This window comes from Streptomyces sp. NPDC051561 (assembly GCF_044454195.1).
Lineage (GTDB): Bacteria > Actinomycetota > Actinomycetes > Streptomycetales > Streptomycetaceae > Streptomyces.
In genome coordinates this window covers 65,593-87,347 of record NZ_JBITDM010000001.1, presented here as the reverse complement: position 1 = coordinate 87,347, position 21,755 = coordinate 65,593, and the positions used below count along the sequence as shown (strand labels likewise).

The window sequence follows — 21,755 nt, the reverse complement described above, 5'->3', positions numbered from 1 at the left end:
ACGTACGGCGCGGCGACCGACGGTCACACGCCGCCGGGCATGCGGGCGCTCAGCGTGCGGACCACGGGGACCAGCACCTTTTCGCGCCAGTTCTTGGGGGACTCGGTGTACTCGCCGACACCGTCCGCGGTCGACGAACCGTCCACCTCGAACTCGTACGGACCCTGGTGGCAGACCAGCCCGGCGCGCCCTTTGGTGAAGCAGCCCTTCGGCCCGAGCGAGGCCCCGAGGTCCCTGAACTTCTCCGGCCCCTTCCCACCGTGCTTCACCTCGTAGGCGCGGTCCTTCGCGTAGCCCTCGGCCACCAGTGCGGGATCGGCGAGCCCTTGGAAGACGAGGGTGATCCTGCTGTTCTGCTTGCTCACGTACTCGGCCGGCAGCCCGAACTCGACCTCGCAACCGCCCTTCGGCACGTCACCGGTGGTTCCCGGGGCGGACTCGGCCAGCGGGTTGAAGTTGAGGACGGAGACCTTGATCGGTTCCCGCTCGAAGTCCTTGGCCTGCGGCAGGATCGCGCGGACCTCGTCCTCCAGGAGCACCTCACAGGCGTCCGGCCACTGCGCCAGGGGCAGCGCACCACCCTTGGGAGCCTGTGCGTCGAGGCGTGGGCCGGAAGGTTTCGCCGTTCCGAATTCGAGCGGCGGCGGTTCACTGGAGCAGCCGGCCAGGAGGACGACGGCAGCCGACGAGGCGAGCACGGTACGCGTCAGGCTGGTGACTGTCGGCACGTCCAACTCCACTTCCAGTAAGGGTGGTTGGCCCCCACGGCAGATCGCGACGGCTCCCCCCGGGCGCCGGAGGTCACCGGTTTGGGCCCTCATTGTGGCGTGACGCGTCCAGCCGCGCGGCTGGTTCCCGTGGGGCGCGCTGTGATCCCGGCGACAGGGCACCGGCCGCGGGGTGTCCGTGTCGCGTGCCCCGTACTCGCGCGGTGCCAATGGTCGCAGTGCGCGGTGTCAGTGGTCGAGGAGCCGCCGGTAGACCGAGCGCAGCAACTGGTCCTTGGCCGGGCCGGTGACTCGCCACTCCAGGTGCCACTCGTCCGCCGAGCAGACCGTGAACGCTCCCTCGTACCGGTCCGCGGCACACGGGTGGACGGTGTGCCAGGAGCCCCCGCGCAGATCGAGGTCGTGGAAGGGTCTGCCGTCGGCGAACTCCACCTCCGCCGTCCCGTCGCCACGGGGGAGCAGCCGCAGCGTACGGCTGGAAGGGAACGTTCTGCCTTCCCATTCGAGATGGCCCTCCTCCTCGTGCGACAGCACCCCGCCGCGCTGCCCCCCGGTGGCGCGGAAGTCGGCCGTCCCCACGAACCTGCCCTCGGCGCCGATCGCCCGGTCGAGGACGACGCGCTCGACACTCCAGCGACCGGCGAGGTATCCGGCGGTGTCGGAGACGCGGTACGGGCGGCTCGGGGCGGGCTTGGGCAGGCGCGCGTGGAACATGTACCCATTGTCCGTCCTCATGTCCGTCCTCATGTCCGTCCTCGGTCCGGGCGCTGCTCCGGTAGTTGTCCGTGCTGGGTCCGGGCCCTGCCCCGGCAGCCCTTTGCCGGGGCCGCCGGGTGCACCCGATATCAGCTCAAGTAGGTTGTTCCGTAACCGAGTTGCTCCGTAACCGACTTGCGTGCAGACCGGAGGACCGACATGAAGCTTCCGCCAGGACAACGTGCCGTCGGGGGATTTCCCAGGTTCGGCAAGGACCTGAAGAGCCCGCCGCCACCCGTCCCCGCCGACCCGGTGATCAAGCTGGTCGGCGCGCTGACCGAGGACATCACACTGCCGGTGGCGGAACTGGCGAAGCTGCCCCGGCGCGAGGTGCGGGCCGACTTCCACTGTGTGGCCGGGTGGTCGGCGACCGGGCTGGTGTGGGAGGGAGTCGCGTTCCGGGACTTCTACCGGGAGGTGGTGGAACCGGCGCTGCGGCCCGGGGCGGTGGTGAGTCACCTGGTGTTCGTGGGTGCGGACGGGGTGCGGGGGGTGGTGATGCTGGAGGACGCGCTGGGTGAGGAGGTGCTCCTCGCCGAGCGGCTCGGGGGCGAGCCGCTCACCGGCGCGCACGGAGCACCGGTGCGGCTGGTCAGCCCGTGGCAGTACGGATACGTGAACGTCAAGCACCTCGTGCGCGTCGAGTTCCACGTGGCGGCGCCCCCGCTCACCGACCGTTGGTCGCCCCTGGCGGCGCACTCCCGGGCCCGGGTGTGGAAGGAGGAGCGGCACCGCCGGCTGCCCGGCAGGGTGGTGCGGCCGGTGTACCGGGGACTGGTCGCGGCGATCCGGGCGGCGAGCGCGCGGCAGGGACGGAGGCGGGAGCGCGGCTGAGACGGCGGGGCATCCTCCAGGCCCGGCCGCGCTGCTCGCCGCCGCTAGCGAGCGTCCCCGGCCGGGACCGACGGGGCCTGCTCCCAGCCCGCCGCGCACAGTGACTCGGCAACCGCCGCCGTGTACCGGGCACAGGCGAGCCAGTGGGTGGCGAAACCGTCCGTGTCGGCGGGCAGGAGGCGGCCGAAGTGGTCGCGGTCGCGTGGGGCCGCCGAGGCGCACAGGGCGGTGAGGAGACCGGCGGCGGTGGGCAGGCCCTTGCGGCGGATGCGATGCGCCTCGGCGGTGACGTCGCCGAGCATGCCGAGGGCGGCGCGGCCCGCCAGGAGCGCCTGCTCGACGCGCCGCTCCAGGAGGTACAGGGGCGCCTGCGTACCGGAGTCGGGCGGTGACGGGGCCAGATGTGCGGGGCCGGCCGGGTTCGGGAGGTCGGCGCGGCGCAGACGGTCGAGGCCGAGGTCGACCGTGCCCTCGCCGGTGGGGTGCGAGCAGGCGAGAAGGGCGAGCCGGGGGTGGGGTGCGGACATCAGGCGGCCGATGATCCTCAGCCGTGTTCCCGGCGCCGCGGCCAGCAGCATCAGGTTGTCGCGGTGCGCCAGCGCGGGTTCGTCGTCGGCGACGGTGAGCCGGACCGGAACGCCTCCCTCGCACACGGCGAGCAGACAGCTGCCGCCGGACTCCCTTACGGCGCCCAGGAGTTCGACGTCGAGGAAGAGCAGGTCGCTGCCGCCGCCGTCCGGGGGCGCGTAGCGGGAGCCGAACCGCAGTGCGCGGGCGGCCTGTTCGGACGGCGGGGTCTCCCACAGGGCGGCCAGCGGCGGCTCCGTCCAGGACGCGCCGCGGGCGGCAACCGCCTTGACGCCCTTCCCGGCGCCCAGCCTGCCGTCCGGTGAGACCGTCGCCCCCGCGACCGCCAGGCCTGCCCGGCCGAGCTCCCGGTGGGTGAGCGCGGTGTCCCCGAGGCGTACGGCCCGGTCGGCCACGCCCAGGGCGCGTCCGGCACCGCCGGGTGCCACGTCGCCGACGGTGAAGAGGCGGCCGTCGGAACCGGCGACCCAGGTGCGGGCGCCGCCGTGCCCGGAGTCCGTGACCACGGGTTCGGTGAACAGCCCGTACAGCCGCAGCGAACCGTCCGGGAGGTAGGGGCGGCGCGCGACGCCTCGCACGGCGGCCAGTTGAGTCCCGGACGCCGTCCTCACCCCGTGCGCGGTGCCCAGGAGTTCGGCCAGGGCGGTGACGAGGTCGGCGGTGCGGTAGGACGGGTCCCCGGCGCGGGCCGCGCGCAGCAGCGTCACGACGGCCAGCGCGGCGCCCGCGGCGCGGGGCAGCTGCCGGAGCCGGGCGGTGTGCGCGGCTCGCAGGAGCACCGACTGGGTGACGGCGCCGGCCCCGTCGACCCCGGACTCCAGCACGGCCGCGCCCGCGGCCCACAGGGCGTCGGCCGCGTCGCGTTCGGCGGGGGTTGCGGCTTCGGGCGGGGGCGTGCGCGTGAGGGGCGTGGACGTGTGCGTGGGTGAGAACGTGGAGTCGGAGTCCGGGCTCGTGGCGGAATCGGGCCCGGGGCCCGTCGCGGAGCCGGCTTCGGGGACCGCGCCGACGGGGTCGGCGGGCTCAACGGGATTGACGGGATCGGCGGGCTCAACGGCCTTGGCGGGCTCGGCGGGAGCCGAGGGCGGGTCCGCCGCCGGGGCGGCGCAGGCGGCGGCCGCCCGGTGGATGCAGGCCGGAGCGAGCAGGCAGCCGCATGTCAGATCGTCCACCGTGGTCACCACGCCGCTCGGGGCGTGCAGGCGCAACTCGGTCTCGTCGTCGACCGAGATCAGCACGGTGTCCCCGTCGCGGCGCGTCGGGCGGCTGCCGAGCTTGGCGACCGCCGCGTCCAGCCGTTTGCGCAGCCGGGGCGAGAGGTTCTCCACCAGCGTGGCCGTGACGTCCGGCGCGACGGGTGGCAACTGGGCGGTGGTCATACGTACTTCTCCCCGGTCATGCGGTCTTCTCCCCGATCCAGCGGGCCAGTTCGAGTGGGCTGAGGGCCGCCACGGGCATGCCGGCGGCCACGAGCTGTCCGGCGACGCCCGTCGAGTAGCGCGGCCTGCCCGCGTCGTCGAGACTCGCGCACCCCAGGACGTGGCAGCCGGTGGCCACCAGGGCGCGCACCTCCGCCAGCAGCCCACCGAGCGGCGCGCCCTCCTCGAAGTCGCTGATGACGACGACGAGGGTGCGGCTGGGCACCGTCACCAGACTGCGGGCGTGCCGCAGCCCGGCGGCGATATGCGTACCCCCGCCCACGCTCACCTCCAGCAGGAGGGAGAGGGGATCGTGCACATGGCCGGTGAGGTCGACGACCTCGGTGGAGAAGGCCAGGAAGTGGGTGCTCAGGGTCGGCACCCCGGCGAGTACGGACGCGGTCAGCGCGGACCAGATCGTGGACGCCTCCATGGATCCGGAGACGTCGGTGACCAGGATCAGACGCCAGTCGGCCGACCGGCGCGCACGGCTGCGGAACACCGGCTTCTCGGGGATCACCCGCACGGTTCCGTCGGCCGTCCGGCGGGCGGTGGCGAGGTTGGCGCGCAGCGTGCGCGGCAGGTCGAGGCGGCCGCCGGGGCGGCGGGTGGGCCGGGCCGTCATCGTGCCGGTGAGGGCCGGCCGCAGCCGGGTGGCGAGTTGCCGGGTCAGTTCGTCGACGAGGTGGCGGACCAGCGGCCGGAGTGCCGCGAGGCGGGCTTCGGGCAAGCCGCCGGCGTACCGCAGGACCGTACGGAGCAGTTCCACGGAAGGGGTGACGGCCGCCGGGTCGAGTGCGGCGAGGACGTCCTGGCGACCTGTCCCGACCGCGGCGGCGAGGACCTCCTCGCGGATGCCGGGACCGAACAGCGCGGCCAGCTCCTGGGACCACTCGCGGACGCCGGGGAACGACGGCTCCCGGCCGCCGCGCTGTCCGGAGCCCCGGCCCGGCAGGCCCGCGCGGGAGCCTTCGCCCTGTCCCGCGCCGTAGAGCTCGTCGAGTGCGGTCGCCAGGCGGGCGGCGCCGGACGGCAGCTGATCGGGTCGACGGCCCAGTACGAGCCGCCAGCGGTCGGCGGGCGCGAGCGTCCGCGCGGGAATGGGGTCGGGGGCGGTTTCGGCCGGGTGGCCTGACGAGGCCGGGGACCGGTCGTCGAGCGCCGGGGGCGGGACGGGCAGGCCGAGGGAGTTCAGGAGTGCGCGGGCCGCGAGGTCGGCGGCTGCCCGGTGCGCCAGGTCGGCGGGGTCGTCCGCGTCGCCGGTGTCCACCCGTTCGCCCAGCCGTTCCTCCACGGTGTCGAGGAGACGGTCCCGGGCCGCCGGACTCAGGGTGTCGAAGCCACCGCGCAGGGCGGGCAGCCGCGCCAGGAACGCGGTGTCGTCCAGCTCGACGACCCGGTGCAGCAACGGGTCCAGGGCGCCGGTGCCGACGGCCAGCAGTGGACCCGCCACCGTCAGGACGCCGGTGAGGCGGGCGGTCAGCGCCGTTCGGGAGGCTCCGTCCACGGCTCCGTCCACCCAGGAGGCGACGCGCCCCCCGAAGGCCTCGGCGCCGTCGTGGCCCGTGAGCACCCTGACCGCTCCGGCGGCCGCCGCGATCAACGGGGTGCCGTCGGCGGCCAGCCGGGCGAGGGCGTCGGCGAGCCGGATACCGCCCAACCGGTCGGCGCGCTGGGCCAGTTCGAGCAGCGCACGGGCGTCCCCCGGCTCCTGCGAACCGGTCAGACCGTCGACCTGGCGGACCGCCGCAGAGGTGAGGAGTTCGGCGGCGTGCGCGGTCCGGGCGCAGCCGGTGCCACCACGGGCGGCAGGGGTGTCAGCCGTGGCCAGGCCCGGCAGATGACCGGCGTCGATGCGGTCCAACAGGTCCAGTCCGGCGAGGAGTTCGGGCAGCGTTCCGCTTGCCGGGAGTACGGCGGCGAGTTCCGTGAGCCGTTCGTCGGCCGACGCGGGGAGCCCGCACTCGGCGGCCTCGGTGAGACCGCGTACGACCTGGGCGGCCGTCGGGCCGCCCTCCGCGCGCTCGGCCGCATGGCGCTGCCGCAGCACGCCCTCGGCCGCCTGGGCCGGGGTGACACCGCGGGCGCCGGCCGCGGTGAGCATCGCGGCCGTCGCAGGGGTCCACCGCACCTGCCAGCGCGTCGTGAGCCCTTCGGTGCCGGCCGCGCCGGTCACCGCCTGCTCCTGTGCGTAGGGGATGCCGCACACCGTCAGCCTGCGCAGCAGCAGTTCGCGGCGCCGGTCCAGGGTGGAACGCGCCGGGTCGAGCCGCAGATCGCGCGGCGTCTTCTCGTACGCGTCCGCCGGCCCCGGGAGGGAGAGCGCCGCGGTCTCGGTCTCGACGGCGGGGCCCAGACCACTGCGCGGTGCGGCGGGCGCGGGCCGCCCCGTACGCCCTCCGACGAGTACGTCCTCAAGAGCACGCGCGACGGCACGGCCCGCGCCGTAGGTCTCGCCGCGCCCCAGCACGGTCTGTACGGCTTCCAGGAGCTCACCCCGGCCGGGGGCGGGCAGGTCGCGCAGGCGGGCCAGGTCACCGGCCACCCGGACGACCTCCATGCCGTCCGCCGGACCGTAGGGGTGTCCCTGTTCACGCAGGGCGGCGCAGACCAGGACCGCGGTCCGGATCAGCGCCTCGTGCAGTGCGGCCGGGTCCCCGACGGCGTCCAGGACGGCGTGCTGCCACTCCGGGTCCCGGATGCCGGCCGGATATCCGGACCGTGAGTCGAGCAGGGGGTACGCGTACGGAACCAGCGAGACGGTGCACTCGATCGCTGTCCCGGCGGCGCCGTCCGGGCGACCGTCCGCATCCGGCAAGTCCGGCACGCCCGACGTCTCGGACGGGTCCGGTACGGAGCCCCCCTCGGCCCCTGCGGCGGCGGTCAGCAGCGCCGGGGTGTGGAAGGCCCCCACCACCACGGCGGGACGCCGCCCGTTCGCCAGGGCCTCGGCGACATGCCCGCGCATGCACGTCTCACGCGCCAGGTCCGTGGACCGCACCCCGCCCCGCGCCTCGGCCTCGTACCGCAGCGCCCAGCCGGTGAGCAGGGCGGCACGGCGCAGCGCCTCGGGTGTCGATCCGGGCGCACGGGCCTCCACCAGCCGGTCCCACAGATCGTCGCCGTCCCGGCCGGTGAGCCGGGACCGGAGCGCATCGGACAGCCCGTACCCCGTCCCCGGTACGGGCGCGGAGTCGGCGCCCGGGCCAGGAACGTCCGGGCCAGGAGCGGGCGAAGAGGCATCCGGACCGCCCCGCGCCCACGCCCGGTCGGCCAGCGGCAGATCGCAGGCCACCGCCGGGACGCCGTGCCTCGCCGCCCACCGCAGCGCGACGAGCTCCGGCGAGAAGTCCGCGAACGGGTAGAAGGCCGGACCGCGTTCGCCTGCCGACCCGGCCCCGGCCCCTGATCCGTCTGCGGGTACGGCGGCCAGGGCCACCGGAGCCTCGGTCTCCTCATGGGCGAGCCAGCCCAGCCACGGCTGGAACTCCGCGGGCAGTTCGACCAGCAGGACGTCGGGAGCCGCCGCGTCCAGCAGCGCCGGAAGGGCGGCCGCCAACGAGGGTGCGTGATGACGTACCCCGATCAGGAACGGCGACCCGGACCCGGACGCCGCGAGCGCCGCCACGGCGTCCTCCGGGGTGACGGGCCCGGCCGTCGGAGCCTTCTCGCGGGTGCTGGGCAAGCTCATCGGCATCGGTCAGTTCTCCAGCACCGTGCGCAGGTCCCACAGGGCACGCCAGGTCGCCGACCCCTGCTCCGCGCGTCTGCGCACCGGTCCGTCCCAGTAACCCAGCAGCCGTGCCGCGTCGGCCGGGTCGTCCTTGCGCACGACGCCGAGCAGATGGCCCGGCAGCAGGGAGAGCACGTCCCGGTCGCCGGGGAAGTAGGCGGCGGCCAGGCCCAGCGAGCCCGCGACGGAGACCGCCTCCGCCGTACTCATCACCGTGGACGGACGCTCCACCTCCCAGCCCTCCACGGAGCGGCCCTCGCGCAGGTCCCGGAAGGCGGTGACGAGCGCTTCGAGGATCGCGTCGTCCACCTGATAGGCGGCTCCCACCCGTTCGACGGCCGCCCGCGACTGCCGCCGGACGAGTGCGGTCTCGGCGTCCACGTCGCCGATGGGGCCGACGGTCTCGAAGTTGAAGCGGCGCTTGAGTGCCGCGGACATCTCCGAAACGCCCTTGTCCCGCAGGTTGGCGGTGGCGATGAGGGTGAACCCGGGGGCCGCGTGCACCTGGGCGCCCTCGCCGCCCGCGAGTTCGGGGACCGCGATCCGGCGCTCGGAGAGCAGCGACACCAGGGCGTCCTGCACCTCCGGGAGGCAGCGGGTGACCTCCTCGACGCGGGCAACGGCGCCCCGTGTCATGGCGGAGAGCACGGGGGAGGGCACCAGGGCCTGCTCGGTGGGGCCCTGGGCGAGCAGCAGCGCGTAGTTCCAGCCGTACTTGAGCTGGTCCTCGGTGGTGCCGGCGGTGCCCTGCACGGTGAGTGCGCTGGTCCCGCAGACCGCCGCCGACAGCAGCTCGGAGAGCATCGACTTGGCGGTGCCGGGCTCACCCACGAGCAGCAGCCCACGCTCTCCGGCGAGGGTGACCACGCACCGCTCGACCAGGGCGCGTTCGCCGACGAACTTCTGCTCGATCACCAGGCGGCGCGGCACCCCGGCCCCGGGCCGGGCACCCTTCGGCAGGCTCAGCGCCTCGTCCGCGCTGCCCGTCACGAAGGTGACGACGGCGCGCGGAGTGAGCAGCCACCCCGGCGGCCGGGGCCCGGAGTCGTGGGCCGCGAGGAAGGCCAGCTCGGTGGCGTACCGGTCCTCGGGCAGCGCCACCTGGCGCTGCTCCCGGCCGGGCTCCGCCGCCGGGCCGGGGACGGAGCCGGTATCGGAGGCGGTGTCCGGGGTGGTCGTGGTGTCGTTCGTCATCGGCGGCGGCCCTTCCGGGGTGCACGGGTGTCCAGTTCCTCGAAGGCGGGGGCGTCGCCGCCGCGCACCCGTGCCCAGGCGGCTGCGTACAGCGCGGGCACGGGGAGGTGGGGCAGGGTCCGGGTGGATCCCACCACCGGGTACAGGCGTTCCTTCCAGGTCTCCAACGGCAGCCCGGGGGCACTGCGTTCGAGCCAGCCGCAGGGGAGGAACAGGCTGCGGCCCGCGCGGGAGCGCTTGGCTTCCACGACGAGGGCGGTGGCGGCCAGTTCCGCCCGGGCCTTCTTGACGCGCGCCGGCTTCCACTCGGTCCAGCGGACGCAGTTGCGGTCCGTCGGGTCGGGCAGGGCGAGCAGCATCAGGTAGAGAGCGGCGGCGTCCGCGCTCAGACCGAGGGTGTCGGCGGCCCGGTCCACCAGCTCCGGCGCCGTACGCGTCGGGTCCTGGGCCGGGTGCTGCGGGGAGCCGTCGGGGGCGCCCGCCGAGGCCAGTGCGTCGGCCTCGTCGCCCAGCAGGGTGCGCAGGGCGAACAGGTCACCGGTGAGGTGCGGGCCGACGGTGCCCTCGACCAGGCCGAACGCCGGATCTTCGGGTCCTGCCAGACCGGCCGGGCGGATCAGCAACCGCTCGTTGTCCCCGTGACCGGGCGCGAGGAGCAGCGCCGTACCGGCTCTGACCAGGCCGTCGGGGCCCGCGCCGCCGGACTCGGGGAGCCCGTGGGCGGCCCGGATCACGGAGCCGATGGAGTTCCCCGACTCGGTCCAGTCCAGGCCGAGTTCGAGCACCAGGTGCGGGTCGGCGAGACGGTCGCGCAGGACCGCGAGCCCCACGGGCAGGTGCGCCCGCAGGGGGTGCCCGTACGGCAGTGTGTAGGCGAGGGTGCGCAGGGCGGCCAGGGCCGTGAAGACCGCGCCGCGTGCCGCCACCCGGCGCAGCCCCTGGCGGCCCGTGCCGTCGGGAACGTCGGTGCCGTGCGTGAGCCAGTTCCGGGAGCCCGCGTTGAGGATCAGGTCGACGGCGCCCGGGGTGGTGCCCGACAGGTCCAGGTCGAGCTCCTCGGGAACGCGGACGAGGGAGGCCAGCCGCTGCTGCCAGACCTCGGCGGCGGCGCCGACATCGGGGCCCGTCGACCACAGCTCGGCCGGGTCCTTGGGCAGCAGGGCCTGGAGCAGGTCGTGCCGTTCCTCCTGGGGCAGGGCGGCCAGCCCGGCCTGTGCCGCCTCGAAGGCGCGGGTCTTCACCCCGAGCAGCGTGAGCGTCTCGGCGCCGGGCTCCGCGACAGCGGCCGACAGCAGGGCGACCGACTGGAGGTGGCCGATGCCGGTGGCCGTGTGGAAGGCCTCGGCCGCTTCCGGGCGCCAGGGCGCCGGGCCCTGCTCCCGTACCCGTGCGACCAGCCGGGTGAGCCGGTCGCGGTCGATGCCCTGCCGGTGCACGTGCTCGCGGTCCAGGGTGAAGCCGGGAACGGGACCGAAGACGCCGGTCGGGTCGTGGTCCAGGGCGAGCCAGCGGGCCGCGCCGGTGCGGTCGTTCCAGCCGCGGCCCGAGATGACCACGACGGTGCGGGCGCCCCTGCGCAGCACCTGGCCGAGGCGGGGCACGGCCTCGTGGCGTCCCGACCCCGAGCCGCCGCCCAGCGGTTCGACGAGTTCCACCTGCCGGACCGTGCCCGCCGGGTCGGCCAGCGGGCCCGCGGCAAGGGTTTCCAGCAGCACGAGCAGTCCGGCGCGGTGCTCCGGCGAGATGGTCTCCGAGGCGGCCCGGTAGGCCAGTTGGGGCAGCTTGTCGAGGAGCGGGGCCCAGCTCAGGCCGTCGCCGGGCACGGTGTACTCGTCCCGCTGCCAGCCGTCCACGGCCGCGAACGCGGCCTTCGGCGGCGTGGGCGGGCCGAACGCGCTCTCGCCCCCCAGGACGTGGTTGACGGCGAGGATCTGCCGGATGGTGGTCCACCGGCTCCCTCCACCCCACCAGCCGCCGTGCATGCGCTCGGCGCTCCAGGCGGTGGCGTCGCGCAGGGTCGTGTCGTCGGCGTGCTCCGGCTCGCGGTCGAAGAACATGCCCCGGGTGCGCGCGGTACTGGTGGCGGGCTGTGCGGGCTCGGGCGGTTGCAGATAGCGGGCGGCCGCGGCGGCCCGCTCCACGGCGTTCCTGACGAACGCGGTGACGCCAGAACGGAGCCGCGCGTCGGACACCTCCGGCAGCACCCGGGCGACAACCTCCTCGCTCATCTCCTGCGCCGAGGGCCCGGTGTACTTCTCGGCGGCCCGGAACGCCTCCAGGTGCCGGCCGACCGCTGCGGCTACCTCCTCGAACAGCTCCCCCACCTGCGAGTCCGTCAGATTCCGCAGTGCGGTGGACCCCCGCTCGTCCCTCGGGCGCAGGGCGTGCCAGCAGGAGAGGGGAGGTACGTAGGGAGTGCCCGCGGCGTCGTTCCCGCCAGGGGAGCCGGCGGTGACCGACCACAGGTTGCCACCGGTGCCGTCGGTGTCCTCCCGATGCGCTTCGACGGACCGGTGGTTCAGGGCCACCAGCGGCCGTGAACCACCGGGCAGTGCGAGGGTGCCGAGCGGCACCGGGGAGCCGCCGCCGGGCAGCGGGTGCGGCAGGGTGACCGTGCGGCCGTCGGGGGTGCCGGCGACGATGCGATGCCCGTCGGAGGGGTCGGCCGTACCCGGTTCGCTGACCGTACGGCGGACCCAGCGGCCGAGGACCGTGCCGTCCGTGCCGAACGGGGTGCCCTCAAGACCGGGCTGGAGCGGCAGCACCTGGCAGTGCTCGGCGAGCAGCCGACTGCCCTCGCGCACACCGGAGTTGAGGAAGGCGGGGAGCGAGGCGCGGCCGTGCGTACCGGTGGCCGGGTCGTACTCCAGCCACACCCGCTGGGTGCCCTGGTGACCCTCCCGCCAGAGACCGGTCCCGTCGGAGATGACGGCACGCTGCGGCGGGAGGGAGGTGTCGCCCGCGTGCAGGGCCTTGCCACCGGTGGCGCGGCCGCCACCGGGCAGCGGCAGACAGACCTCCTCCGAGGCCCCGGAACCGCCCCAGCGGGAGAGCTGCTCACCGGCGACGGCGAACACCTCGGAAGGACGGTGCGACCAGTAGCCGCGCTGCTTCCCGTCCTCCCACCAGATGACCAGCAACTCGCCGTCGACGTACCGGAAGGCGGACGTCGACCAGTGGTCGACGGTGGCGGGCAGCCGCAGGGTGTGCCGCAGCAGCACGCCCTGCGGGCCGACGACGACGGCCCGTTCGGGGGTGCTCAGGATCAGCGCGGGCCAGGCGCCGGTGACACCGACGCTCTCCGACCGGTGATGCCGCTGAGGTGCGGCGGAGGCCGCTGCGAGCTCGGCGGCGAGCTCGGCGTAGGTCTCGTCGAGCGCGGGCCACCCCAGTTCGTCGAGGACGCCGGTACGCAGGGTGGACGCGAGCAGCGGTACGACGTCGTGGCCCTCCAGGAGCCGCACGGCCTCGGGGGCGACGTCCGCGACCACGGAGCGGAACGCCGAGAGCTGGTGCAGAGCGGTACGCAGTCCGGGGAGCCCGCGCGCGGCCACGTACTCCTCGGCGCGCGCGGTGAGCCACTCCCGGAGGATTTCCGACAGCACCGGGTGTGCCGCCAGCTTCGCCAGGCCCGATTCGTCCGTGCGCCGACCGCGTGGCTCGCCGAGACCGCCGACGCTCCGGCTCAGCAGGGCGCGGAAGACCGGCCGTCCGGCGACGGCGGTGAGGTCCCGCGCACCGGGCACGGCGTCCGTGAGCCACGGTCCGACCGGGACGGCGGGCGGCTGCCCGGCGCCCGTGTCGTGGGCGTCCGGCTCGGCGACGGGAATGCCCGAGGCCAGGCAGAGGTCGAGCAGGTCCAGGTCGGCGTTGCGCTGCCAGCGACCCTGGAACAGCTCGACGGGGCACCCGTCGGCGCGCAGCCGGTCCGCCATCCTGGCGGCCAGGTCGAGGGTCTGCGGGCTGCGGCCCGCGGTGGCCCGGTTGCGCCGGCGGTGCGCCTCCCAGCGCGCCAGCCAGTCCGAAGGGGACACCGGGGCGGGGGAGCCGGGGGCCTGGCCGGACGTGTCCGGCAGGGCGGTCAGCAGGTCCTCCGCCCCGCACTCGGCCAGCAGCGCCAGCCACTCGGCTTCGCCGTCCGTCTCCTTGCCGCTCTCGCTGAATGTCTCCGGGAAGAAGCCGAGCAGCCGGGCCCGTACGGCCGCGTCCCGCCTGGCCAGGGCGACGAGCGCGGAGCGGTAGGCGGCCCAGAACGAGGCCGGGGCGCGGACGACTCCCGGGGACCCGATCAGATCGGCCACCAGCTCGCCCTCGGCACTCTCGCGGTCCAGCCCGGCGGCCTTGACCAGCGTGCGCACGTCCTGCGGCAGCGCCGCGTACGGCGGCACACCGGCCGCACAGCGCTCGACCAGCAGACGGCGGAACTGCGCCCAGGCGTCCGCCGGTTCGAGCCGGGCCGCCAGGTCGCGCACGTACTGCCGCAGCGCCTTCACGGTCAGTGCGCCGGCGAAGGCGAACTCCAGGAAGACGGCCCGCTGCCGGTCCTCGTCCACGACCAGCCCGTGCACCCGCTCGGCCTCACGGGCCTTGCCGAAGAAGGAAGCGGCGTACGTGGTGTTCTCGGCCTGGAGGAAGAGACGTGCCACCTGCTCGTAGAAGGTGGGGAGGAAGTGGGGCACGGCCCGGCCGAGCCGGGTGCCCAGCGCGTCGAAACCCTCCTTGGCGGCTCCGGCGCGGGTCCTGGCCTGCCGTCCCAGCCGTTCGATGTCCTTGACCAGGGCCAGTGCGTGGTGCCCGTTGGCCGGATCGTTGACCAGGGCCCAGGCGGGGAAGCCCAGCGTCTCGCGGCGCACCTGCCCCACCACGGGGGCCTCGGCGGTCCGGGCCAGCCCGAGGAACTCCAGGGCCAGGTCCTCGGCCTCACCGAGCGTGCCGGGCACGAGCCGGACCACGGGGCGGTCGCCGAGGGCGCTGTGCGTGTAGGTACGGGCGGTCAGCGCGTCGGCGTCGTCGCGGTCGGTGGTACCGGCCGGGAGGATCGCGCCCGCGTCCAGCAGGGCCGCCGCGCGAATTCCGGCGGCGGAGCCGTTCTCGCCCGCGGCCTGGGCGGGGATCGACGCGCCCGCCGCAGCCGTGCCGGTGGGGGTGTTCGTCGTCGTGGTGCTCATGCCGCCCGCTCCTCGTCCTCAACGTCGCGGCCCGCGTAGAGCGCCGCCGCCATGCGCATGCCCTCGGACCACGCGACGGGGCCCACCTCGGCGGCCGTCAGCGCGCGGCCAGTGGGGTCGGTCCAGCTCAGCGGGCCCGTCTCGGTGTCGTACTCGCCGTAGCCGTCGTTCTCACCGATCCAGATGCGCGCCTCGACGCTCACCCCGTCCTCGATGACCGGGCAGACCGCGTACCCGCCGCGCGACTTGTACCCGAGCTGGGTGACACGGCCGTGCAGGAAGCGCAGTTCCTTGAACACGCCGCCGGCGTAGGTGTCCACGGAGGTGGCGTCCTGGGCGAGGCCCGACGGACGACGCCACACCTCGCGGAACAGCTGCTCGACGTGCTGCCCCACCCCCAACTCGACGGCGAACTCCCGCAGTTCGTCCAGGTCGTCGAGGAGGACCGGGTGGGGCACGCTGACCGCGTCCGGGGTGATCCGGACCGTATCGCCGTCCAGGTCGACCAGGCCGATTCCCCGGTCGGGGTCGACATCGCGCAGGAACCCGGCGACGCCACCGTCCGCGCCGGTGACCACCACGTCCCGCAGGGCCGCCTGCCACGCCGGGTCGGGCCAGAGCTGGGCCAGCACGGCGGTGGGGACCGGCAGCGAACGCACCATCCACTGCTCGACCTCGGTCAGGCACTGACGTTCGTGCCGCTCCAGCCACTCGATCAGCTGCCGGAGCCCGACCACCGCCGGGTCGTCCTTCAACTTGGCCGGTACGGACTTCAGCCGCCGGCCCTTCCCGTTGCGGCAGACCACCTTGCCCGCCTCCAGGGCGACTTCGTAGTCGCCCGCCCGATCCCACCCCATGCGCTGTTCTCCCCGGTGCTGCGGACGGCCGCCCAACCGGCGGCACGCTGACGAATCCCGCCCGCGGCAACACACCGTGACGAGTGGAAGAGACTCTAGAGGTCACCTCTGACAATGCGTTCGAGAGCCCTCCGCTTCGCCGTACGGACAGCCCCCGCCCCAGGTCTTGCGGCCCGCCCACCGCGTCGCCGATCGTCATGACATGGAGCTGCTGACGACCTGCCTGCTCTCACTGATCGCCGTGAACCTGGTACTGGGCCTGGCGACCCGCCCCTGGCGCCGGTGGATGGAGGCGCGGACGGTCCGGCAGGTGCGCGCCTGGCCGGGGCTCGACGCGTACCACGCGGACCTGTTGAGCACCTCCGAGCCGTTGTGCTGGACCGGCCACCAACCCGGCAGGCTGCAGCAGAACTCCCACCGCGCGGCCTCGGTGGCCGTGCGGCTGCTGTGCGAGGACAGCCTGCTCGACCGGCACCGCATGACGCTCGTGGAGGATGCGGCCGAGCCCGCGCACCCGGTCACCGCGGCCGCCTTCCGCACCCTCGCCCGGTGGGGGAACGTCAGCGACCGCCCACGCGAGGGCGACATCGGCCGCGACCCCGACTTCCGGGCAGCCGTCCGCACCCACCTGAACGCCCTCTTCGCCCAGGCCCCCGCCACCCGCCGCCACTTGGGCACCCTGCTCAACGACCTCGCCCTGTGGTGCTACGGCCTCGGCGCGGCAGCCCCGGCCGTGCACGCCTTCTTCATCCTCCGCCGCACCGACCCCCACGACACCTACATCCTCCAGGGCTCCTTCGTGCTGGCCTCACTGGTGTTCCTGGCAGCCCTGATCGTCCTCACGGCCCAGGTGGGCAACACCTGGCACCCGCTCCGGGGCGTGGAAACCCCCACCGCCCTCAAGGAACTGGCGGGCCACGGGCCGACGCGCGCGGACGAACCGCAGACCGACCAGCGAGCGCCCGCGGACGTACCGACGTCGCCACGGGGGCGGTGATCCGTGCCGAGGCCCGCCGCGAGGGTCAGCAGGGACGACGGTCCCGCCGCGTCGACCGCGTGCCATGCCCCGGCCGGGCTGACCGTGGCCTCACCCGGCATCCGGCCCTCGGCGCCGTCCGCCGCGACCGACGGCCCGCAGGAGCAATGCGTCCACCGCGGCTGGGCGAACGCAGCGGCAGGCATGCCGTGGACGACGCGGGCCCCGAGCGGTGTCAGCGACACCTGCACGCCCTGCTGACGGCCGTCGCCCCGCCGCTACCAGCCCGACGGCTGACCGGGATCCAGCAGCCGCCACCGCGCCAGCACCTTCGGATCCTGGGCGTCCAGCCAGTCGGTCAGTTCGCGGAAGGACACACAGCGCACCCCCTCGCGCGGGCAGACGTCCTTCATCACGTCCTCGACGGCATCCATGTAGATCCCGCCGTTCCAGTCCTCGAAGTGGTTCCCGATGAACATCGGCGCCCGGCTGCCGTGGAACACCCGCTGGAATCCCGCGAGATAGGCGTCCCTGGCCTGCTTCCGCCAGACCTGGTACATCGCCGGGTCCCCCTGGGTGCTCTCCTTCGACTGGTTGTAGAGGAAGTTGAAGTCCATGGAGAGCACCTGGAACTGCTTCTCGGGGAAGGGCAGCAGTTGCAGCGGCAGGTCCCACACGCCGTTCTTCTTGGCGGGCCAGATCTGGAAGTCCCCCGCGGAGCTGGCGTCGTAGCGCCAGCCGAAGGGCTTGGTCGCCGGTATGAGGGTCTTCTGCCCCTCCAGACAGGGTGCCCGCCCGCCCACGACCTCCAGGGTGGGATCGAAGGGCAGCGGAGCGAGTTCCTTCATGCCCGTGTTCGTCTTCCAGTTCTGCACGAAGGAGTAGAACTGGTCGATCTCCGACGTCCACTCCGCCGCACTCCAGTCACCGCCGCCCTTCTTGCCGCAGAAGTGGCCGTTGAAGTGCGACCCGATCTCGTTCCCCTCCTTCCAGGCCCCGCCGAGCTGCTCCAGCGTCATGCGGATGTGCTCGTCCGTCGGGTACGAGATGGCCGCCGCGCCGGTCTTGTGCTGCGGCGGCGCGTACAGGTCCTTCTTCTCCTTGGGCAGCAGATAGATGCCGGTGAGGAAGAACGTCATGTGCGCCTTGTTCTCCTTCGCCACGCGCCGGAAGCGGGAGAACAGCCGGTTGTCGCTCTCCAGCGCGCCGTCCCAGGAGAACACCACGAACTGGGGCGGCTTCTCACCCGGCTTGAGGCGCTTCGCCTTCAACTGGCCCGGCTGCGGGCCGGTGTACGACGTGGAGCCGTCGCCCAGCACCCGCACCTTCCCGTCCCACTTCTCCTCCTTGTCCTTGCCGGTACCCGACGGTTTCTTCCCCGCGGTGGGCTTCGGGGCTGCGGCGGTCGCCTGCGATCCGGCCGCGGAGTTCGTGGCCTCGCCCGACGAGTCGTCCGAAGCCGAGACGGCGACCGCGGTGGTCAGCGAGGCGACGAGCACCCCGGCGACACCGAGACTGATGCTGGGCCGGGTTCGGATCCGAGCGCGCAGCGTGGCCGACTTCTTCCAGATCATCGCGACTGCTCCAGACAGAGGACACACAGGTCCCGACAGGGGGCACACAGGACAGAGGACTCACAGGACAGCGGGGGAGCGGACCGGGGCGACGGTTTCACCGCGCGTGTCACCGCCGCAGGGCGGCCGTGTACCGGCCCCAGATCTCGGCCGGCATCTTCCCGGCGGCCGCTGGACTGCGTCCCAGCGTGTCCAGAGGCAGGGGGGCGAGGCTCTTGGAGAGGTCCATGCGGTAGACGACGACGGCCGTGGACGCCGCCTTGGTGGAGCCGACGTACCAGCGCGCGGTGTCATCAGGGGTGACGCCCGTCTTGCCGGCGAAGTCATCGCCGGTACGGGTGAGCGCTTCGGTGACCTGGCCCGCCACGGCCCGGCTCAGGGCGCGCGCCGAGCGCGGGCGGGGCAGCGGCACCGGCTCGCCGTTGCGGGTGATCTTCCCGACCGAGTACGGATCCGTGTGCATGCCGGTCGCGAACACGCCGTAGGCACCGGCCATCCGGATGGCGCTCGGAGTGGAGTTGCCCAGGGAGAAGGCGGGCACCGGCGGGCCGAAGTTGGAGGCGAGCATCCCGGACCTCTCGGCGGTTGCCCGCACCAGATCGAGCCCGACGTCCATGCCGAGCTGGAGGAAGGGGGTGTTCGCGCCCCGTGTCACCGCTTCCCGCAGGGGGATGCGCCCGTACGAGCGGTTGCCGGCGTTCTGGCCCTTGACCATCTTGCCGCCCCGGTCCCAGTAGGGGCCCTCCGGGGTCATCAGCGGCACGTCGTCGTTCCCGTCGTACACGGTCGCGGGGAAGACGGGAGTGCGGGGGCCGGTGCGCGCGCGCCGTACGCCGTGCTCCAGGGCGGCGGCGTAGACGAAGGGGGTGAACGCCGAACCCGCGGGGACCGTGGCCGTGTTGGACTCGTTGAAGGCCTGCCGCTGGAAGTCGGGGCCCCCGTACACGGCGAGTATCCGCCCGTCGGAAGCGACCGTGGCGGCCCCGAACTTGGCGTACCGGTCGGTGACCCGGCCCTTCGGATCCAGGCTGTCGCGCGACTTCTTGACCGCTCCGGTCAGAGCGGTCATCCGCGGCTTCTCGAAGGTCGTGTAGATCTGGTAGCCGCCGAGGTCGAAGGCCGCATCCGGAATCTTTCCCGTGCGCTTCGCATACGACTCCGCGAGCGCCACCAGATATCCGTCCTGCCCGCTGGCGCTGGTCGTCCTGGGGGTCGCCCTGGGTTCGGGAAACTCGGTGTACGTCGCTCGCTCGGCCCGGCTCAGCCTGCCCACGTCCACCATGCGGTCCAGCGTCCACTTCCATCGCTCGATGGCGCGCTTGCGGTTGGCGGGGCCCAGAGCGGGGTCGTAGAGCGCCGCGCCCTTGAGCATGGCGGCGAGGAACGCGCCCTCGCTGGCGTTGAGCTGGGTGACCTCTTTGCCGTAGTACGCCTGGGAGGCTCGCTGCAGCCCGTAGGAACCACGCCCGAACCAGCTGGTGTTGAGGTAGTCCTCCAGGATCTGGTCCTTGCTCCGCTGCCGGTCGAGCTTGACCGCCATGAGCATCTCGGTGAACTTGCGCGTGAAGGAGCGGTCCTGTGAGAGATAGACGTTCTTCACGTACTGCTGGGTGATGGTGGACCCGCCCTGCGTGTCCCCACCGCTGACCGTCTGCCAGAACGCCCGTGTGACCCCCTGGACCGAGACACCGGGATCCGAGTAGAAGCCGTTGTTCTCCGCGGCCAGCACCGCCCCGCGCACGTGCTCGGGTACCTTCTCCAGGCTCATCTCCTGGCGGCTCACCCAACCGGTGCGCGCCATGGGACTGCCATCCGCCCAGTAATAGACGTTGTCCTGCTGGGTGGCGAAGGCATTGAGGTCGTCGGGTATCTCCGTGCGGGCGTACGCGAGGGCCACGGTCGCCGTCAGCAGACCGATGAACGCCATTGCCGCGCCCAGCACTTGGCGCCACGAGGGCACCCATCGACGCCAGCCGCGCCGCCCGGACCGGGGATAGTCCGGCCTCCCGGGCAGCCGCAGCTTCATGAACCGCGTCCTGGACCGCTTCCTCCTGCCCCGCCCCGGTGCCAGTGCCCCCCGTGCGACCTGCGTTGCCCTGTTGAAGTCGAATCTGTCGTGCTTGGTCATTCCCGTCCTGCTGATAGCGATCCCAGGCCGAAGCGTCACGGAGAGTCATGCCGCGAAGTCACGTAAAGATAACAGGAAGGTGTCGCCGTCCCACCAGCGCCAGAGTGTGAACGGCCGGTAAAGGGCCGGAATTTCGATCCCGTGCCCGAATTTCGACTTCGACGTATCGTTCGCCACCCGACCCGCACGAGGGAGCCCGCAGCATGCCCGGCACCACGGAACCCCTCGGCGGGCCGACACGAGTCGACCAGACGGCACGAAGTGTCACGCGGCCCTTCTCTGTGTACGCCGTGCTCGCCAACACCCTCTTCCAACGCGGCGTGTTCATCCTCTTCCTCCTCCAACGGGGCTTTTCCGCAGGCCAAGTTGCCCTGCTCCAGACACTTCTCTACCTGGTCAGCGGACTCGCGGAGCTGCCGACGGGAGTCATCGCCGACCGTATCGGCAGGCGCGCCGCCATCGTCATCGGCCAGCTGCTGATAGCCGGGTGCCTGCTCGGTCAGGTGGCGTTCTCGTCCTACTGGGTGTTCCTGACGCTGTTCATCGCCCAGGGCGTGGGCATGGCATGCGTGTCAGGTTCGGAGACCGCCCTGCTGTACGACCTGCTCGTGCGCCGCGGCGCGACGGCCGGCTACGTCAGGATCAGGTCCCGGTTCACCATGCTGGGGACCGTCACCTCGGGCGCCGCCATCGTCCTCGGCGGCCAACTGCAGAGGATCTCCTGGGGAGTTGTCTACGCAGGTTCGGCCGCTTGCCTCGTCCTGGCCGTGGTGGTTCTGATGTCACGGGTTCCCGAGATCCGCGGCGCGGACGCCGTCGACGAGCAGGACGCAGCCGAGGAGAAGCACACCGATGCCACGGCATGGCGGGCGATGCTCCGGGTCGCCACCCCGGTGCTCGTGACGCTCGTCGTGGTGTCCGGACTGATGCATGCGACGCTGACGCCGTACATCATCTTCACCCAGCAGACCCTCTCCGCCCAAGGAGCGGGCCCCGCGCTGGTCAGCGTGGTCATCGCGGCCGGATTCCTCGTCGGCGGGCTCACCCCGTTGCTCTCGGACCGCGCGGACCGGCGCATCGGCCACCGGTACGTCGTCCCGGTGTCCCTGCTGACGCTCGCCGCGGCGCTCGGCCTGAGCGGCCTCGGCCTTCTCGGCGTCACCATCGCCGCGTTCCTGGTCCTGGTCGGGATTCCCGAGATCACCGCGGTGATCGTGGACAACGTGTTCAACGAGGCCGTGCCGTCACGCCACCGGGCGAGCCTGCTGTCGATGATCGCGTTCGTGGAGTCGGCGCTCATCGGCACCGGCTATCTCGTCCTCGGCGCGCTCATGGACGGCCTCGGCCCCAGTACGGGCATGGCCGCCTACGCGGCGGTCCCCCTGCTGGCATGTCTCCTGTGGCTCCCGGTGCTCCTCCGAGGAGTACGGGTGAGCGCCGAGGCCGCGAAGCCCGCCGCCCGCAAACCCTCCTGAGACAGAACATGCCGAGGGGGTGCGTCAGCTCAAGATCCTGTCAGGAGAAAGATCGATCCGCCCATGGCTTCGCGCCTCACGTGCCGGATCACTGTGCGAGTTCGTAGTTGAACCAGATCCGATGCGTGCCGTCCGTGTCGACCTTCATCCCTCCGGTTCCGGCCACCTCACCTTCGTACTTCTTCTCCATCGTGGACACCCCCACGGACACCGCGGTCTCAATCGGCGGGCTGGGCACCGGCGCGGGCGTGAACTCCGCAACTGTGAACGTTCCTGAAGCACGCATCCCCGGATCGTATGCCGCAGCACCGACATCGGCTCATTGC

Annotated in this window: 13 protein-coding genes and 2 pseudogenes; 3 read left to right on the top strand and 12 right to left on the bottom strand. The window is 73.2% G+C overall.

What is annotated here, in order from left to right:
• Positions 1-23 precede the first annotated feature (23 nt).
• On the bottom strand, positions 24-728 hold the full coding sequence (locus ACIA73_RS00375) for a hypothetical protein (protein WP_399435971.1): 705 nt from the start codon (positions 726-728) through the stop codon (positions 24-26).
• Positions 729-956: 228 nt separating this feature from the next.
• The gene (locus ACIA73_RS00370) at positions 957-1,442 is read right to left on the bottom strand and encodes a DUF6314 family protein (RefSeq protein WP_399435970.1); all 486 of its coding nucleotides are present in this window, start codon (positions 1,440-1,442) and stop codon (positions 957-959) included.
• 201 nt (positions 1,443-1,643) lie between these two features.
• On the opposite strand from ACIA73_RS00370, the gene ACIA73_RS00365 reads away from it, so the two are divergent.
• Complete coding sequence (locus ACIA73_RS00365) at positions 1,644-2,318, top strand: molybdopterin-dependent oxidoreductase (RefSeq protein WP_399435969.1); 675 nt, start codon at positions 1,644-1,646, stop codon at positions 2,316-2,318.
• 44 nt (positions 2,319-2,362) lie between these two features.
• On the opposite strand, the gene ACIA73_RS00360 is transcribed toward ACIA73_RS00365, so the two are convergent.
• From ACIA73_RS00360 to ACIA73_RS00340, 5 genes are read right to left on the bottom strand one after another with little or no spacing between them, the layout of a single operon-like run.
• The gene (locus ACIA73_RS00360; RefSeq protein ID WP_399435968.1) at positions 2,363-4,285 is read right to left on the bottom strand and encodes a hypothetical protein; all 1,923 of its coding nucleotides are present in this window, start codon (positions 4,283-4,285) and stop codon (positions 2,363-2,365) included.
• Positions 4,286-4,301: 16 nt separating this feature from the next.
• Positions 4,302-8,021, bottom strand: coding sequence for a DUF5682 family protein (locus ACIA73_RS00355; protein ID WP_399435967.1), 3,720 nt, complete (start codon positions 8,019-8,021; stop codon positions 4,302-4,304).
• A gap of 3 nt (positions 8,022-8,024) precedes the next feature.
• Positions 8,025-9,251, bottom strand: coding sequence for an AAA family ATPase (locus ACIA73_RS00350; RefSeq protein WP_399435966.1), 1,227 nt, complete (start codon positions 9,249-9,251; stop codon positions 8,025-8,027).
• A complete protein-coding gene (locus ACIA73_RS00345) occupies positions 9,248-14,419 on the bottom strand; it encodes a hypothetical protein (RefSeq protein ID WP_399435965.1) in 5,172 nt (1,723 codons plus the stop codon). The genes ACIA73_RS00350 and ACIA73_RS00345 overlap by 4 nt, the downstream gene beginning before the upstream one ends.
• On the bottom strand, positions 14,416-15,276 hold the full coding sequence (locus ACIA73_RS00340; RefSeq protein WP_399435964.1) for a DUF4132 domain-containing protein: 861 nt from the start codon (positions 15,274-15,276) through the stop codon (positions 14,416-14,418). The genes ACIA73_RS00345 and ACIA73_RS00340 overlap by 4 nt, the downstream gene beginning before the upstream one ends.
• Positions 15,277-15,478: 202 nt before the next feature.
• Between ACIA73_RS00340 and ACIA73_RS00335 the strand changes: the two genes are divergently transcribed.
• A complete protein-coding gene (locus ACIA73_RS00335; protein WP_399435963.1) occupies positions 15,479-16,273 on the top strand; it encodes a hypothetical protein in 795 nt (264 codons plus the stop codon).
• Here the strand turns inward: ACIA73_RS00335 and ACIA73_RS00330 are convergent.
• The 4 genes and pseudogenes from ACIA73_RS00330 to ACIA73_RS00315 all read right to left on the bottom strand — a co-directional run.
• Positions 16,255-16,374 (bottom strand): annotated as a pseudogene (locus tag ACIA73_RS00330) (cupin domain-containing protein); the annotation flags it as partial. The gene ACIA73_RS00335 and the pseudogene ACIA73_RS00330 sit on opposite strands and share 19 nt — an antisense overlap.
• A 63-nt stretch (positions 16,375-16,437) precedes the next feature.
• Positions 16,438-16,521, bottom strand: a pseudogene (locus ACIA73_RS00325) (AraC family transcriptional regulator); the annotation flags it as partial.
• 9 nt (positions 16,522-16,530) lie between these two features.
• Positions 16,531-17,826, bottom strand: coding sequence for a hypothetical protein (locus ACIA73_RS00320; protein ID WP_399435962.1), 1,296 nt, complete (start codon positions 17,824-17,826; stop codon positions 16,531-16,533).
• A gap of 109 nt (positions 17,827-17,935) precedes the next feature.
• The gene (locus ACIA73_RS00315) at positions 17,936-19,852 is read right to left on the bottom strand and encodes a transglycosylase domain-containing protein (RefSeq protein ID WP_399435961.1); all 1,917 of its coding nucleotides are present in this window, start codon (positions 19,850-19,852) and stop codon (positions 17,936-17,938) included.
• Between the two features lie 305 nt (positions 19,853-20,157).
• Between ACIA73_RS00315 and ACIA73_RS00310 the strand changes: the two genes are divergently transcribed.
• Positions 20,158-21,429 (top strand): MFS transporter, encoded by a 1,272-nt coding sequence (locus tag ACIA73_RS00310; RefSeq protein WP_399435960.1) that lies wholly within the window; start codon positions 20,158-20,160, stop codon positions 21,427-21,429.
• An 88-nt stretch (positions 21,430-21,517) separates the two neighbouring features.
• On the opposite strand, the gene ACIA73_RS00305 is transcribed toward ACIA73_RS00310, so the two are convergent.
• Positions 21,518-21,715, bottom strand: a complete 198-nt coding sequence (locus ACIA73_RS00305) for a DUF3224 domain-containing protein (protein ID WP_399435959.1) — start codon at positions 21,713-21,715, stop codon at positions 21,518-21,520.
• Between the last annotated feature and the right edge of the window lie 40 nt (positions 21,716-21,755).

Excerpts from the sequence above, each read along its gene's own strand:
- ACIA73_RS00360 (WP_399435968.1), bottom strand. The coding sequence starts at position 4,285 with ATGACCACCGCCCAGTTGCCACCCGTCGCGCCGGACGTCACGGCCACG.
- ACIA73_RS00365 (WP_399435969.1), top strand. The coding sequence starts at position 1,644 with ATGAAGCTTCCGCCAGGACAACGTGCCGTCGGGGGATTTCCCAGGTTC.
- ACIA73_RS00355 (WP_399435967.1), bottom strand. The coding sequence starts at position 8,021 with ATGCCGATGAGCTTGCCCAGCACCCGCGAGAAGGCTCCGACGGCCGGG.
- ACIA73_RS00345 (WP_399435965.1), bottom strand. The coding sequence starts at position 14,419 with ATGAGCACCACGACGACGAACACCCCCACCGGCACGGCTGCGGCGGGC.
- ACIA73_RS00340 (WP_399435964.1), bottom strand. The coding sequence starts at position 15,276 with ATGGGGTGGGATCGGGCGGGCGACTACGAAGTCGCCCTGGAGGCGGGC.
- ACIA73_RS00370 (WP_399435970.1), bottom strand. The coding sequence starts at position 1,442 with ATGTTCCACGCGCGCCTGCCCAAGCCCGCCCCGAGCCGCCCGTACCGC.
- ACIA73_RS00310 (WP_399435960.1), top strand. The coding sequence starts at position 20,158 with ATGCCCGGCACCACGGAACCCCTCGGCGGGCCGACACGAGTCGACCAG.
- ACIA73_RS00315 (WP_399435961.1), bottom strand. The coding sequence starts at position 19,852 with ATGAAGCTGCGGCTGCCCGGGAGGCCGGACTATCCCCGGTCCGGGCGG.
- ACIA73_RS00350 (WP_399435966.1), bottom strand. The coding sequence starts at position 9,251 with ATGACGAACGACACCACGACCACCCCGGACACCGCCTCCGATACCGGC.
- ACIA73_RS00320 (WP_399435962.1), bottom strand. The coding sequence starts at position 17,826 with ATGATCTGGAAGAAGTCGGCCACGCTGCGCGCTCGGATCCGAACCCGG.
- ACIA73_RS00305 (WP_399435959.1), bottom strand. The coding sequence starts at position 21,715 with ATGCGTGCTTCAGGAACGTTCACAGTTGCGGAGTTCACGCCCGCGCCG.
- ACIA73_RS00335 (WP_399435963.1), top strand. The coding sequence starts at position 15,479 with ATGGAGCTGCTGACGACCTGCCTGCTCTCACTGATCGCCGTGAACCTG.